Here is a 14,103-nt window from a genome sequence, read left to right on the forward strand (position 1 = left end):
CCCCCAGCAGGCCGAGGAGGCCTCCGAGGGGCTCGACTGGAAGAAGTTCGGCATCATTCCCGCGCTCGCCCTGCTTGCCGCCGGCGGCTTCTACGTCATCTGCATCTACGCCTTCGGCTCCATCATCGACTGGCACGAGTTCGTCGTTCCCGCCGTCCCCGCCCTCGCGGTGCTCGAGCGCATAAACGTGTTCTTCTACGTCGCGATGCTCATCATCGCCACGCTCGGACCCCTGGGACCCATGAACGCCTTCTTTGGGGCGTCGAGCCGCCTCATGCTCGCCCTGGGACGCAAGAGGATGCTGCCTGAGGCTTTCGCCGAGATCGACTCCGCCACGGGCGCGCCCAAGACCGCCAACATCGTTCTTGCGGGCCTCACGCTCGTCGGCCCCTTCCTCGGGCGCAACATGCTGGTCCCCCTGACCAACGTCGCCTCGCTCGGCTTCATCTTCGCCTGCACGATGGCCGCCTTCGCCTGCCTCAGGCTGCGCAAGACCGAGCCCGAGCTCCCCAGGCCCTACAAGGTCAACGGCGGCATCGCCGGCATCTGCGCCGCGATCCTCGCAGGCCTCATCATCATCGGCCTGATGGTTCTGCCCTTCAGCCCCGCCGCCCTCAACAGCATCGAGTGGACGATCACCGTCGCGTGGGTCGCCGTGGGCTTCCTCATCTTCTTCGCTTTTGGCGGAGCCAGGGAGCTGGTTCAGGTACAGGACCAGACGCTGGCCGAGGCGGAGGACTAGGGCCGTCGAGGGCACGCATGGGCACCACCGTCCCCTTGGGGGCGTAAGCACCAGACACTGTCAGCACGCACGTCTTGAACGCACGAATTGGAGGAAGAAATGGGCAAGTACGCATTTGTAGGTGGAAAGCTCGTGGACGGCACCGGCGCCGCCCCAGTCAACGACTCTCTCGTCCTGGTCGATGACACCAAGATCACCTACGCCGGCCCCCGCACGGAGCTTCCCGAGGGCTACGAGGTTCGCGACATCTCCGGCAAGACCATCATGCCGGGCCTGATCGACACGCACCTGCACTTCTCCGGCAACCTGACCGACGACGACAACGACTGGGTCATCGAGAGCGTGGCCCAGAAGCAGGCCGAGGCCGTCAAGCAGTCATACCAGTGCCTCATGCACGGCCTCACGACCGTGTGCGAGATCGGTCGCAACGGCATTGCCATCCGCGACCTGATCAACATGGGCGAGTTCCGTGGGCCTCGCATCTTTGCGACGGGCCTGGGCTTCTGCCGCACGGCAGGCCACGGCGACTCCCACAAGCTTCCGCCCGAGATCTCCAAGAACAGCCACCCCTGGGGCGACCAGGTGGATGGTCCCTGGGCGCTGCGTCACGCCGTCCGCCTTCGTCTGCGCGAGAACCCCGACGCCATCAAGATCTGGGCTACCGGCGGCGGCATCTGGCGCTGGGACTCCGGTCGCAAGCAGCTCATGAGCACCGAGGAGATCAAGGCCGTCGCCGACGAGTGCAAGGAGACGGGCATCCCCCTGTGGTCCCACTCCTACAACTCGGTGTCCGCCGCCTACGACTCCGTGCGCTTCGGCTGCGAGCAGATGATTCACGGCTTCGAGCTTGACGAGAAGACCATGGACCTCATGGCCGAGCAGGGGACCTTCTTCACGCCCACGATCGGCTTCCTGCCCATCTGGTACGCCACGTATCCGCCCGAGTACTCGCCCGTCCTCGATCAGTTCGAGGGCGACACGGTCACCGAGAAGGAGCTCCAGCGCACCTACGCAAACCTGCGCAAGGCAAACGAGATGGGCGTCACCATCACCACCGGCTCCGACTGCTTCGCCAACGCCACCCCCTACGGCTACGTCACCATCGACGAGATGTACGACTTCGTTGACAAGGCGGGCATCTCCATCATGGACACCATCAAGGCTGCCACCATCAACGGCGCGAAGATGGTCCACAAGGAGCAGGAGTTCGGCTCGCTCGAGGAGGGCAAGCTCGCAGACCTCATCGTCGTCAACGGCGACGTTGCGAGCAACATCCATGACCTCACCGTGGACAACATGGAGCTCATCATGAAGGAGGGCGACATCGCCCGCCAGAAGGTCGACGGGTACGACATCTACTCCCCGCTGGCTGAGTAAGCAGACCCCCATCCCCCCTGCGGGCCCCGCCGTCCTGGCGGGGCCCGCGCCTCCCGAACCCCTAAAGGACCCGCGTACGACCGCCACGGGCACAGGCCCTTCCAGGTCGGCATGACGAGGCTCTGACGTTGCGCCCCGCCCAGCAGGATCGATGTCCCGGGAGCCCTTCAGCTGGGACCCATGCGTCCCGCGGGAGGGTACAAGCCGCCAAACTTGGCTACCATGAATAATGCGTGCGCTTCGGGAGACGAGTTCATGGGGGGTGCGTGTTGTCTCTGTGTTTTGCCGCAGGTGGTGCCCTGTTTGGCGTTTTGTGTGCCCTACCTGTGATTTTCGTACTTAGACGAGTGGTTCTGGCGAGGCGCGCGGGCGGGATGGGCGTTCTTCTCGCCATGACCCTCGCCTTGTTCCTCCTGATGCAAACAGGTGTGTACCTGGTGTTTCTCTGGCAGAGGGCAGGGGTTGTCCCTTTTGGCGTCGCGACGGCCGTCTCGAATTTGCTGGCTTTTCTTTTTGTAAGCGCTACCATTTGCGATGAAGACGCATAGGGGATTCGTGTGCGCCCGCGGGGGTGGCAGCCGTATGATGCTAAGAGCAACATTAGACTGCGCCCGCCGGTACGCATGAGCTACTGACGGCGTTAGAGGGAGATGATTTCTAGTGAACCCGCTTGACAAGCTCTCAGGCGAAATGGAAGAGCTGCTCGACGGCTTCATGACCCAGACGGTCGTCGGAGACGCCACCGTCGGCCTGACCAACTACATCTTTTGGATGTGCGTCGCGCTGGCGCTGCTCGTCATCACCGTGCTCCTGTTCAAGAAGATGCAGGCAAAGAGCCTCGTCCCACAGGGAATCTTCGTGAACGGCATGGAGCTTGTCGTCGAGTTCGTTCGTGATGATTTGTGCGAGTCCATCCTGGGAGAGACGTGGAAGAAGCACTTTCCCTTTCTGGCGGCGCTCTTCTTCTTCATCGTCAGCAACAGCATCGTGGGCGTCATTCCCGGCTGCCATCCTGGCACGGGCACCATCGGCGTGACCGCGGCGCTCGCGTTCTGCTCCTTCGTCTACTTCGTCGTCCTGGGATGCAGGCGCATGGGGGTCGCAGGCTACATCAAGAGCCTCGCGCCGGAGGGCGTCGCCTTTCCCATGAACCTGCTGGTGTGGGTGATCGAGCTCGTCTCCACCTTCTTGCGTCTCGTCACCCTGGCCGTGCGACTCTTCTGCAACATGTTCGCCGGCCATGTCGTCATGGGAACCTTCGCCATCCTGGCCACCCTCTTCGTCGAGCCCCTCCTTCAGAAGTTCTCGCTGGTCGCGCTTGGCTATGTTGGGGCCTCGGTGTTCTGGGTCGTGCTGCTCATCATCATCTACCTGGTGGAGATTCTTGTCGGCGTCATTCAGGCATATGTCTTCACATTGCTCTCCGCCGTCTATATACAAATCGTCGAAAACGAGTAGTATTTGTCGGCCATATCTTAGCCAACCGCGGGGCCACGCCCGCCGTTTGCATAGCAAGTCATGGAACTCGTCCCAATCCGGGACGAATGACAGAGGAGGAACCGTGGGAGTTATCGGTTATGGTCTTGGTGTTATTGGTGCCGGCGTCGGTATCGGCATGGCGGCATTTGGTGCCACCACGTCTATGGCACGCCAGCCCGAGGTCCAGGGTCGCCTGTTCACGACCTTCATCCTCGCCTCGGCCTTCGTTGAGGCCCTGGCGCTCATCGGCTTCGTCGTCACGCTGATCGCCAAGTAGAGGCGTCGCGTACGGCAAGCGCCACAGTTGGAGGAATGTAATGAACGGAAACATGAAGGAGTCCGGCGCGAGGGTCGGCGTCGCCGTTGCCGCGGCCGTCGTGGCATCGACGACGCCCAGCATCGCCCTTGCTGAGATCAGCGGTGCCGACATCCTGCTTCCGAAGGCAGCGGAGTTCGTCCCCGCGCTTATCGCGTTCATCGTCATCTGGTTCGTCCTTGCCAAGCTCGCCTGGCCGTCGATTCTCGACATGATGGAGAAGCGTCAGGCAAAGATCGCCAGCGACCTCGACGCCGCCGAGAAGGCCAAGGTCCAGGCGACCGAGGCGGCCAAGAGCTACGAGGCTCAGATCGCCAAGGCCCACCGCGAGGCCGAGAGGATCGTCTCCCAGGCAAAGAAGGAGGCTGAGGAGGAACGTTCCCGCGTTCTCGCCGACGCCCATCGCGAGGCCACCGAGATCGTCTCCAAGTCTCACAACGCCGTCGAGTCCGAGCGCAAGAAGGCGATGATCGAGCTCTCCGGCCAGGTCGTCGACCTTTCGGTCGAGATCGCCAGCAAGGTGATCGGCAACAACTTGAGCGATGACCAGCAGCGCAGACTCGCGGAGAAGTACCTCATGGAAGTGAGTGCCCCCCATGGCAACTAAGCTGAGTGACGAGGCCAAGGTCGAGGCATACGTCCGCGCGCTCATCGAGGCGGGCCGCAGCGAGGGCAGGGCTAATGCCGACCTCGTCCAATGGCTGCACGCGTCCAAGTTCTCCCCCGAGGTCCTCGAGACGCTGAGCACCATGGGTCGCGAGCACGACCTTGCCCTCGTCAAGGAGTTCTCCAAGAAATACAAGGAGATTCTCGACTCGGAGGACGAGACCGTCTCGGTCACCGTCACCACGGCGGTCCCCATGGACGACGCGCTTCGCGCGAAGGTTCGCGCCAAGGCGGAGGCAGACCTCAAGGCTCCCGTATACCTTGTCGAGCGCGTTGACCCCTCCATTCTGGGCGGCATCGTGATGGAGGTTCGCGGAAAACGCTACGATGCCTCGGTTCGCGCCCAGCTTTCCAACATTCGCAAGACCCTCTCTTCGGCCTACGTCGGAAGTGGTAAGTAATGACAGACATGATCAGCTCCGCGGAAATCATGGACACGCTGCGCAAGCAGCTTGCCCAGATTAATGCGACGGTCGACAACCAGGAGGCGTCCGTCGTCTCCGAGGTGGGAGACGGCATCGCCCACGTCTCGGGGCTCAAGTCGGCCATGGCCGGCGAGCTTCTGGAGTTCACAAGCGCCCGCACGGGCCACAGCGTCTTCGGCCTTGCTCAGAACCTCGACACGGACGAGGTCGGCGCCGTCCTCTTCGGCGACGTCGATTCCATTCGCGAGGGTGACGAGTGCCGCACGACGGGGCGCGTCATGGACATCCCCGTCGGCCGCGCGATGCTCGGCCGCGTGGTGAGCCCCCTGGGCCGTCCCATCGACGGCCTGGGCCCCATCGACACCTCGCATCACCGCCCCATCGAGTTCAAGGCACCTGGCATCATGGAGCGCCAGCCCGTCTGCGAGCCCGTGCAGACCGGCCTGCTTGCCGTCGACGCCATGGTCCCCATCGGGCGCGGCCAGCGCGAGCTCATCATCGGAGACCGCAAGACCGGCAAGACGGCCATCGCGATCGACGCCATCGTCAACCAGCGCGACGAGGACATGGTCTGCATCTATGTGGCCATCGGCCAGAAGGCCTCCACGGTCGCCGCGATCAGGGAGACCCTGTCGCGTCAGGGCGTGCTCGACAAGACCATCATCGTCGCCGCCACGGCCGCCGACTCCGCGCCCCTCCAGTACATCGCTCCCATGGCGGGCGCCGCGATCGGCGAGTTCTTCATGTACAACGACGTCGAGGGCAATCCCGCCGACGCCGAGCATCCCGGCGGGCACGTTCTCGTCGTGTATGACGACCTCTCCAAGCAGGCCGTCGCCTATCGCCAGATGTCCCTCACGCTGCATCGCCCGCCCGGACGCGAGGCCTACCCCGGCGATATCTTCTACCTCCATTCCCGCCTTCTCGAGCGTGCCTGCAAGATGTCAGAGGAGAACGGCGGCGGCTCGCTTACCGCGCTGCCCATTATCGAGACCCAGGAGGGCGATGTCTCGGCGTACATTCCCACCAACGTCATCTCGATCACGGATGGCCAGATCTATCTGCAGTCCAACCTCTTCTTCCAGGGTCAGCGTCCCGCGGTCGACGTGGGCATCTCGGTGTCCCGCGTTGGTGGCGCCGCGCAGCTTGCGACCATGAAGCAGGTCGCGGGCACGCTCCGTCTCGACCTCGCCTCCTACCGCGAGAAGCAGGCCTTCGCGCAGTTCGGCAGCGACCTTGACGCCACCACGCAGTACCAGCTCAACCATGGCGCCCATATGATGGAGCTGCTCAAGCAGGGACGCTACGAGGCGCTCAGCGTGTCAAGTCAGGTCATCTCGATTTTTGCCGGCAAGGAGGACTTCCTCGACGACATCGACATCGAGCACGTGACCCTGTTCCGCGATGGCCTTGCAAGGTACATGGACGAGAGGCATCCTCAGCTCTGCGCCCGTCTCCGCGTGGGCAAGATTGACGACGCCACCGCCGACGAGCTCAGGACTCACATCGGCAACTTCAAGAAGCAGTTCCTGGAGGAGTTCCCCAACAAGGCAAAGGCCCAGGACGTCTCCGTTGAGGCAGAGGATGCGCCCAGGCCGGTCGACATCCAGGATTCGCGCCTGGCACAGGAGTAGCGAACGATGGCGAACCTTCGCGAGATATCAAGGCGCATGAGCTCCGTCAGGAGCACCATGCAGATCACGCGCACGATGGAGATGATCTCCACCGCACGCATCCAGAAGGCCCTGGGACGTGCGGAGGAGGCCGGTCCCTACAAGGACGCCATCACCAACATGCTCGCAAACGTCGCCGGCGCGGGAAGCGACGGCGCCCACCCCCTGCTCATGCCCCACGCCACCGAGAGGCACGTCCTCCTCATCGTCGTGGCGTCTGACAGGGGGCTGGCCGGAGGCTTCAACATCCTGCAGCAGCGTGCGGCAGAGAGCGAGATGCACACCCTCAATGCGCGGGGGATACGCACCTCCATCATCACCTGCGGTCGCAAGCCAACCGAGTACTTCACCTATCGCAAGATAAAGCCGGCGCTCTCGTTCGTCGGCAGCTCGTCCGATCCCACCATCGACCAGGCGGACCGCATCGCGTCGTACGTGATGGACGGCTATGTCGCGGGAAAGATCGATCGCGTCGTGCTGATGTACTGGCACGCGAAAAATCGTGTCGACCAGGTGCAGGTGAGCGAGCAGCTCCTTCCCATCCGCAAGGAGAAGCTCATGATGCCCAACCAGCCCCGCACGTCCGAGGCGATGTCGGAGGTCAAGCACGAGCTCTTTCCCAACTACTCCTTCGAGCCCTCGGCCACCGAGGTCCTGGGCTACCTGATGCCGGCCTACTTCAGGACGGTCATCTATCACGCGCTTCTCGACTCGGCCGCGGCGGAGCACGGTGCGCGCCGCAGGGCCATGCAATCGGCGACCGACAACGCAAAGGAGGTGCTGTCCACCTTGGGCCGCACCTACAATCGCGAGCGTCAGGGCGCCATCACCACCGAGCTCAACGAGATCATCGGCGGCGCTTCCGCATTGGAGGACAAGTAATGGCAGAAACCACAGGTCAGGAACGGACCCTCCTCGAGGAGGCCGCCTACAACCAGATGAACAGGAGCGTGGGCACGGGCAAGGTCGTCCGCATCGTCGGCCCCGTCGTCGACGTCCAGTTTGACGGCAACGTCCCCTCGATCTACACGGCCCTCACCGTCGACGACAATACGCCGGTGGGCAGGGTCTCCACGGTGCTTGAGGTTGCCTCGCAGCTCGCGGGCGGCGTCGTCCGCACGGTGGCCATGTCGTCGACCGACGGCCTTCAGAGGGGGCTCAAGGTCAAGGACACCGGGCATCCCATGATGATGCCCGTCGGGCCCTCCACCCTGGGTCGCGTCTGGAACGTCATGGGCCAGCCCGTCGACGGCAAGCCCGTCCCGGACGACGTGCAGTACTACCCCATCCATCATCCCGCCCCCGCCTTCGAGGACCTCACCACCACGACGGAGGTCTTCGAGACGGGCATCAAGGCCATCGACCTCCTCGAGCCGTACGTCCGTGGCGGCAAGACCGGTCTCTTCGGCGGCGCGGGCGTGGGTAAGACCGTGCTCATCCAGGAGCTCATCAACAACCTCGCCCAGGAGCACGGCGGCACGTCCGTCTTCACGGGCGTCGGTGAGCGCACCCGCGAGGGCACCGACCTCTACCTGGAGATGACCGAATCCGGCGTCATCAACAAGACCTGCCTGGTCTACGGCCAGATGAACGAGCCGCCCGGAGCCCGTCTGCGCGTCGGCCTGGCCGGCCTCACCACGGCCGAGTTCTTCCGCGACCAGGGCCAGGACGTCCTGCTCTTCATCGACAACATATTCCGCTTTTCGCAGGCCGGCTCTGAGGTCTCCGCCCTATTGGGTCGCATGCCCTCCGCCGTCGGTTATCAGCCCACGCTGGCCACTGAGATGGGCGACCTGCAGGAGCGCATCGCCTCCACCAAGGAGGGGTCCATCACCTCCGTCCAGGCCGTCTACGTCCCCGCCGACGACCTCACCGACCCGGCGCCGGCCACAACCTTCACGCACCTCGACGCCCAGACGGTCCTGTCGCGCTCCATCACGGAGCTTGGAATCTACCCTGCGGTTGACCCCCTTGCCAGCTCCAGCTCGGCGCTCGACCCCTCCATCGTGGGCGAGGAGCACTACCGGGTCGCCATGGCCGTCCAGGAGACGCTCCAGGAGTACTCCGACCTCCAGGACATCATCTCCATCCTGGGCATGGACGAGCTCTCCGAGGAGCAGCAGCTGGTGGTCTCGCGCGCCCGCAAGATTCAGCAGTTCCTCTCGCAGAGCTTCCACGTCGCCGAGAAGTTCACGGGCAATCCTGGCGTGTACTGCACCGTCAAGGACACGGTCCGCTCATTTGCCGCCATCGTCGACGGCCAGTGCGACGACATCCCCGAGCAGGCGTTTCGCTATGCGGGGACGATTGACGACGTGCGCGCGAGCCTGAAGCCGACGGCCGAGCCCGCGCAGTAGGGAAGTGCCATGGCTGAGCTAACCTGTCAGTTCGTGCGGCCGGACCGGCTCCTCTTTGAGGGGCCGGTGGCCAGCCTCATCCTGGTGACCACGTCCGGCGAGCTGGGCGTCTGGCCGGGTCACGCCCCCGAGATCTGCGCCCTGGGCGACGGCGTCGTCCGCCTCCACCTGCGTAAGAAGGATGGGGGTGGCACCGTCAAGGTGGTCGTCTCGGGCGGCTATGCAGAGATCGACGACAAGGGCGTCATCATTCTCGCCGATCACGCCCGCCGCGTCGACGACATCGAGCCCGACGTCGTGCGCGACACGCGCGAGGCGGCCTTTGACGCCCGCGACGCCCTCCCCGAGGACGATCACCGCCGCGCCTATTGGAGCAATAAGATACAGTGGTGCAACCTGCTGCTCAAGGAGGCGCAGGAGGCCGGCGGCGCACACGCCTGATGACGGTGTGGCCTACGTTTCAGGAGGCAAGGTGGAAGTAATCAGGGTCGAGGGCGGCGCGCCCGTCGAGGGGGCGGTCACGGTGGAGGGCGCCAAGAACTCCGCCCTCAAGCTCATGGCGGCGACCCTCATGGCCCCCGGGGTGAACACCCTCACCAACGTCCCCAACATCGCGGACGTCCACGTCATGGGTAAGGTGCTCAAGTACCTGGGCGCCAAGATCGACGTCCTGGGTGAGCATGAGCTCAGGATTGACACCACCACCATCGACAAATGGGAGGCCCCCTACCATCTCGTGGCGCAGATGCGCGCCTCGACGGCTGTGCTGGGGCCGTTGCTCGCCCGCTTCGGCAAGGCGGTCGTCGCCATGCCGGGCGGCTGCAACATCGGGGCTCGCAAGATAGACATGCACATCCTGGGCCTTGAGGCCCTGGGCGTCCACTTTGACATCGATCATGGCGACATCCACGCGACGACTCCCGGCGGCATGCGCGGCGCGCTCGTCACCCTCGACTTCGCGAGCGTCGGGGCCACCGAGAACCTCATGATGGCCTCCGTGCACGCCAAAGGGACGACGGTCATCGACAACGCCGCCCGCGAGCCCGAGATCGTGGACCTCGCCAACCTCCTCAACGAGATGGGGGCCAAGGTGCGCGGCGCCGGGTCGCCCGTCATCGAGATCGAGGGCGTCGGCGAGCTGCACCCCGTCACCCATCGCGTCGTGGGGGACCGCATCGAGGCGGGCACCTTCGTCGCCATGGCGGGCCTCTGCGGAAGGCCCGTCACCGTGCGCGGCTTCGAACCGGTCCATCTGGGGCTCGTGCTCAAGAAGTACGAGCTCATGGGCATTCGCGTCGAACGCGGCCAGCATCAGGTCACCATCAGCCGGGATGCCCCTCTTGCGTCCGTGGACATCCAGACGCTTCCCTTCCCGGGTTTTCCCACCGACATGCAGGCGCAGACCATGTGCCTGCTCGCCCGCGCCTCAAACTCCTCGGTCATCACCGAGAACGTCTTTGAGAATCGCTTCATGTTCGCCAGCGAGCTGCAGCGCATGGGGGCGGACATCAGAATCGAGGGGCATCATGCCATCGTGCATGGCGTAAAGGCCTTCTCGGGGGCAAAGGTCAAGTCTCCCGACCTGCGCGGCGGCGCGGCGCTGGTCATGGCGGGCCTCGTCGCCGATGGGGTGACGACCGTCTCGGACATCCACCACATCGACCGCGGCTACGAGCGCTTCGTCGAGAAGCTTCAGGCTCTGGGCGCCTGGGTGACGCGCGAGGAAGTCCCGGATCCTGAGGCCGACGACGACTGACGTCACGCCGTCCGCTGCCATATGCGGTAGCATGAGAGGTAAAGGGACCCCTGCGGCGCCCTGCGAGCGGGCAGGGCAGGCGGGGGCTATCACCTCAAGGGTCGAGGACGTTTTGACGGGGGGCGGAGCATGGATGAGGTGCCAGGCGTCAGGCATGTGGTGAAATGGGATTCGGTCAGCGCCGGCGCGCGTGATCGGAAGTCAGGTGAGGAGCAGCACCTTACCATGGCCAACGAGGACTATCTTGAGGCCATCTACCGCATCATGGAGGCGCAGGGGAGCTTTGACGGTGTGCGCTCCGTGGACGTCGCCGAGCAGCTGGACGTCTCCAAGGCGAGCGTCAACAAGGCCGTGAGCACCCTCAAGGAAGCCGGTTACGTGACGCAGAGCCACTACGGTCGCGTCCAGCTCACCGATCAGGGCAGGGCCTACGCGGCCCACGTGTGGCGCTGCCACAGGATGCTGCGCTCCTTCCTCGAGAACGACCTCGGCGTCGACCACGAGACCGCAGATGTCGAGGCTTGCCGCATGGAGCACGCGCTCTCCCTCGAGACGCAGTCCAAGTGGCTGGCCTACCTGGAGGGTCAGGGCATCACGGTAGAGGGCTGAGCGCCGCCCTCGTTTTTGCCCACGTCAACGTTTGTGTCCAAGTTGTGGGCCGGTGCGCGCACGCGCGCGATAAGGTGGCGCGGCACGCCATCTGCGAGCCAGCCTTTGGCCGCCTCGTCGTCGCGGGGTATCCTTACGCAATGAATGAGCGCCGCCCGCCCCGCCTGACGTGGGGGGCGGTCGTCGTGACATGGACCGAAAGGAGACGATTCGTGAAGGCAGTCATTCCAGCGGCTGGTCTGGGGACCCGCTTCCTCCCATCTACCAAGGGGACGCCCAAGGAGCTCTTGCCGGTGCTCACCAAGCCGGTCATCCAGTATGTCGTCGAGGAGGCGCTCGAGCCCACCGGGGTTGACGGCGTCGTCATCGTGAACTCGCGCGAGAAGCCGCAGATCGAATCGTACTTCAAGGTGGACAGCGGCCTCGAGGACCAGCTTCGCGACCGCGGCAAGCAGGCCGAGGCGGACGCGGTTCATGCCGCAGGCTCGCTTCCCGTCAGCTTCGTCTACCAGGACGAGCCGCGCGGGCTGGGCCACGCCGTCCTGTGCGCCGCCGACGTCACGCGCGACGAGTCCTTCTTCGTGCTCCTAGGTGACTATTTCGTTCCCGACCGGCAGATGTGCGTCAACATGAAGCGCGTCTCGGACGCGCATGGCGGCGCCTCCGTCATCGCCGTGGCTCCCGTCCCGGCCGACCAGGTGAGTCGCTACGGCATCATCGCCGGGAGCTGCGTCGAGGGGCTGTCGGGCGAGGTTCCCGCGGACGAGGAGTCCGTCGGCGCCGTGTGGAAGGTGAGCGGCCTCGTCGAGAAGCCGGCCGTGCAGGACGCCCCGAGCCACCTGTTCATCGTGGGGCGCTACCTGCTCTCCGCGCGCATCATGGACCTGCTCGCCACGCAAGGGGCCGGCGCCGGCGGCGAGATTCAGCTTACGGACGCCATGCAGCGGCTGCTGGCCGAGGAGGACATGTACGCCCTGGTCGTTGACCCCGAGGAGGGTTGTGACACCGGCACCCCGGCCGCCTGGGCGGCGACAAACGCCCGCATGGCCCTGACGGACGCGTCCGTCAGGGAGGCCTTCGTCGAGGCGCTCGGTCCCAAGGCCGTAGGGCTGCTGAGCGAGTAGGGCCCATAGATGCGCGCCATCAAGTTTGGCGTCAACGGGTGGTTTGACCGCTTTGATTGCGCCTTCGACGAGGAGGGCGTGAGCTCCGTCGCGGCCGCCCTCGCGCGCCGGTGGGTCGAGCAGGGCGCTGTCGGCCCCATCTACGTGGGTTTTGACGGACGCCAGAAGTCCTCGGGGCTCGCCGCCGTGGCAGGGGAGGTGCTGTCTGGGGCAGGTTTGGTCACCACGGTCCTCGAGCGCCCGTGCTGCGCGGGAGCGCTGGGCATGGCGGTCGCGACGGACGCCGACAGCCCGGGAGGCGTCATGCTGAGCGGGTCGGATGCGCCCGGGCCCTATTGCGGCCTCTTTGTGCGCGGAGCGGACGGCGGCAGCGTCTCCGCGCGCTTCGCCGCCGACGTCGACCAGCTCGCCGGCATCATCAGCGCCGAGAGGCGAGCGCCGTTTCGGTCCTATGACGTCACGGACGCCTACCGGCGCTGGCTCCTCGCGGCGCTTGATCCCTCCCGCCCTGGCTGGGGGCTCTCGGTCGTCATCGACGCCCTGCACGGCGTGGGCGCCCGCCCGCTCGCCGAGATCCTGGAGGGGCTGGGATGCTCCGTGTCACTCCTGCACGAGGAGCCGCGGGCGGACTTCGGCGGCCTTCGTCCGCAGCCGTCGGGGCCCTGGGCGAACGAATGCACGGCTGCGGTCGCGCGCCAGGGCGCCGACCTCGGCATCGTCCTTGACGGCGACGCCATGCGCTCCGCCCTCGTCGACGAGCGGGGACGCCTGGTGCCCCCTCAGCAGCTCGTGGCTCTGGTGATGGGCCATCTGGTGCGGGATCGGGGCATGTCGGGACGAGTGGCCTCGACGCTTGCGAGCTCGGCCCTCGTGCGTCTTGAGGCCGAGGACCTGGGCCTTGAGGTCACCTCCGTCCCCGTCGGCTTCGAGAGGCTGCATGACGAGATCGCCGAGGGTGACGTCCTGCTCGCCTGCGACGAGTTCGGCGGGGTGAGCGTGCCTCAGCACCTGCACGAGCGCGACGGCGTGCTGAGCGCGCTTCTTGCGGTGGAGGCCCTGGTCTTTGCCGGCCCCCGGGCTAGCGTCTCTCAGCTCCTGACGCGCATGGAGGAGCGGCTCGGGCGCATGGAGTACGGCAGAAGGAGCGTCCCCATGAAGCCCGGGGACCTCGACGCGCTGTCCACGGTCCTGCCGGGGCTCAACCCCGGGCGCATCGCTGGCGCAGAGCCGTGCATGGTCTCCCACGCCGACGGCCTGAAGCTCGAGTTTGACGACGACTCCTGGCTCATGATGCGACCGTCCCGCACCCTGTCCCTCGTAAGGGTCTATGCGGAGGCCCACTCGCCTCGCCGTCGGGACGAGCTCCTCAAGAGCGGCGCCGACTTTGTCCGCGGAGGGTATCTCGGACAGCTCAGGACCACGTAACGCCTTCGGGCGCGGCCTTGTCGCGCCCGAAGGAGCCAGCATGAGCGTCAGAAAAATATGGATGATTTATGTTCGCCGAATTCCTAGGGGACACAGCCGAGTTTGGTGCGTAATATATTTCCTCGCGCCGCACGGAAGGGCGAGGCCCCGAGGG

General features: G+C 65.3%; 15 protein-coding genes. All 15 read left to right on the forward strand.

The genetic code is table 11. From position 1 onward, the window contains the following. On the forward strand, positions 1 to 742 hold a 742-nt coding region (locus tag HMPREF2826_RS02815), incomplete at its 5' end, for an APC family permease (RefSeq protein ID WP_148138313.1). A 99-nt stretch (positions 743 to 841) separates the two neighbouring features. Beyond that, the gene (locus HMPREF2826_RS02820; RefSeq protein WP_058270742.1) at positions 842 to 2,119 is read left to right on the forward strand and encodes a metal-dependent hydrolase family protein; all 1,278 of its coding nucleotides are present in this window, start codon (positions 842 to 844) and stop codon (positions 2,117 to 2,119) included. A 374-nt stretch (positions 2,120 to 2,493) separates the two neighbouring features. Next, the gene (locus HMPREF2826_RS09385) at positions 2,494 to 2,667 is read left to right on the forward strand and encodes a hypothetical protein (protein WP_168163965.1); all 174 of its coding nucleotides are present in this window, start codon (positions 2,494 to 2,496) and stop codon (positions 2,665 to 2,667) included. A gap of 112 nt (positions 2,668 to 2,779) precedes the next feature. Continuing rightward, entirely contained in the window at positions 2,780 to 3,577 is a 798-nt protein-coding gene (atpB, locus tag HMPREF2826_RS02825; protein ID WP_070639003.1) for a F0F1 ATP synthase subunit A, read from the forward strand. 103 nt (positions 3,578 to 3,680) lie between these two features. Continuing rightward, the gene (atpE, locus tag HMPREF2826_RS02830; RefSeq protein ID WP_070639005.1) at positions 3,681 to 3,875 is read left to right on the forward strand and encodes an ATP synthase F0 subunit C; all 195 of its coding nucleotides are present in this window, start codon (positions 3,681 to 3,683) and stop codon (positions 3,873 to 3,875) included. A gap of 40 nt (positions 3,876 to 3,915) precedes the next feature. Then, positions 3,916 to 4,521 carry a F0F1 ATP synthase subunit B gene (gene atpF, locus HMPREF2826_RS02835; protein ID WP_083307201.1) on the forward strand — a complete coding sequence of 202 codons (606 nt, stop codon included), beginning with the start codon at positions 3,916 to 3,918 and terminating at the stop codon, positions 4,519 to 4,521. Further along, on the forward strand, positions 4,511 to 4,981 hold the full coding sequence (locus tag HMPREF2826_RS02840) for a F0F1 ATP synthase subunit delta (RefSeq protein ID WP_070639007.1): 471 nt from the start codon (positions 4,511 to 4,513) through the stop codon (positions 4,979 to 4,981). The genes atpF and HMPREF2826_RS02840 overlap by 11 nt, the downstream gene beginning before the upstream one ends. After that, positions 4,981 to 6,639, forward strand: a complete 1,659-nt coding sequence (gene atpA, locus HMPREF2826_RS02845) for a F0F1 ATP synthase subunit alpha (RefSeq protein WP_070639009.1) — start codon at positions 4,981 to 4,983, stop codon at positions 6,637 to 6,639. The genes HMPREF2826_RS02840 and atpA overlap by 1 nt, the downstream gene beginning before the upstream one ends. A 6-nt stretch (positions 6,640 to 6,645) precedes the next feature. After that, positions 6,646 to 7,560, forward strand: coding sequence for an ATP synthase F1 subunit gamma (gene atpG, locus HMPREF2826_RS02850; protein ID WP_070639011.1), 915 nt, complete (start codon positions 6,646 to 6,648; stop codon positions 7,558 to 7,560). Further along, a complete protein-coding gene (gene atpD, locus HMPREF2826_RS02855) occupies positions 7,560 to 9,035 on the forward strand; it encodes a F0F1 ATP synthase subunit beta (RefSeq protein WP_070639013.1) in 1,476 nt (491 codons plus the stop codon). Before atpG ends, atpD begins: the two co-directional genes overlap by 1 nt. A gap of 9 nt (positions 9,036 to 9,044) precedes the next feature. Next, positions 9,045 to 9,476, forward strand: coding sequence for an ATP synthase F1 subunit epsilon (gene atpC / locus HMPREF2826_RS02860; RefSeq protein WP_070639015.1), 432 nt, complete (start codon positions 9,045 to 9,047; stop codon positions 9,474 to 9,476). A gap of 31 nt (positions 9,477 to 9,507) precedes the next feature. After that, positions 9,508 to 10,791 carry a UDP-N-acetylglucosamine 1-carboxyvinyltransferase gene (gene murA / locus HMPREF2826_RS02865; protein ID WP_070639061.1) on the forward strand — a complete coding sequence of 428 codons (1,284 nt, stop codon included), beginning with the start codon at positions 9,508 to 9,510 and terminating at the stop codon, positions 10,789 to 10,791. 225 nt (positions 10,792 to 11,016) lie between these two features. Continuing rightward, positions 11,017 to 11,400 (forward strand): metal-dependent transcriptional regulator, encoded by a 384-nt coding sequence (locus HMPREF2826_RS02870; RefSeq protein WP_070639016.1) that lies wholly within the window; start codon positions 11,017 to 11,019, stop codon positions 11,398 to 11,400. 212 nt (positions 11,401 to 11,612) lie between these two features. Beyond that, complete coding sequence (locus HMPREF2826_RS02875; RefSeq protein WP_070639018.1) at positions 11,613 to 12,524, forward strand: UTP--glucose-1-phosphate uridylyltransferase; 912 nt, start codon at positions 11,613 to 11,615, stop codon at positions 12,522 to 12,524. Between the two features lie 9 nt (positions 12,525 to 12,533). Next, positions 12,534 to 13,949 carry a phosphohexomutase domain-containing protein gene (locus tag HMPREF2826_RS02880; protein ID WP_070639020.1) on the forward strand — a complete coding sequence of 472 codons (1,416 nt, stop codon included), beginning with the start codon at positions 12,534 to 12,536 and terminating at the stop codon, positions 13,947 to 13,949. Positions 13,950 to 14,103: the final 154 nt, after the last annotated feature.

The organism is Olsenella sp. HMSC062G07, from assembly GCF_001811895.1.
In the GTDB taxonomy this organism is placed as follows: Bacteria; Actinomycetota; Coriobacteriia; order Coriobacteriales; family Atopobiaceae; genus Olsenella_F; species Olsenella_F massiliensis.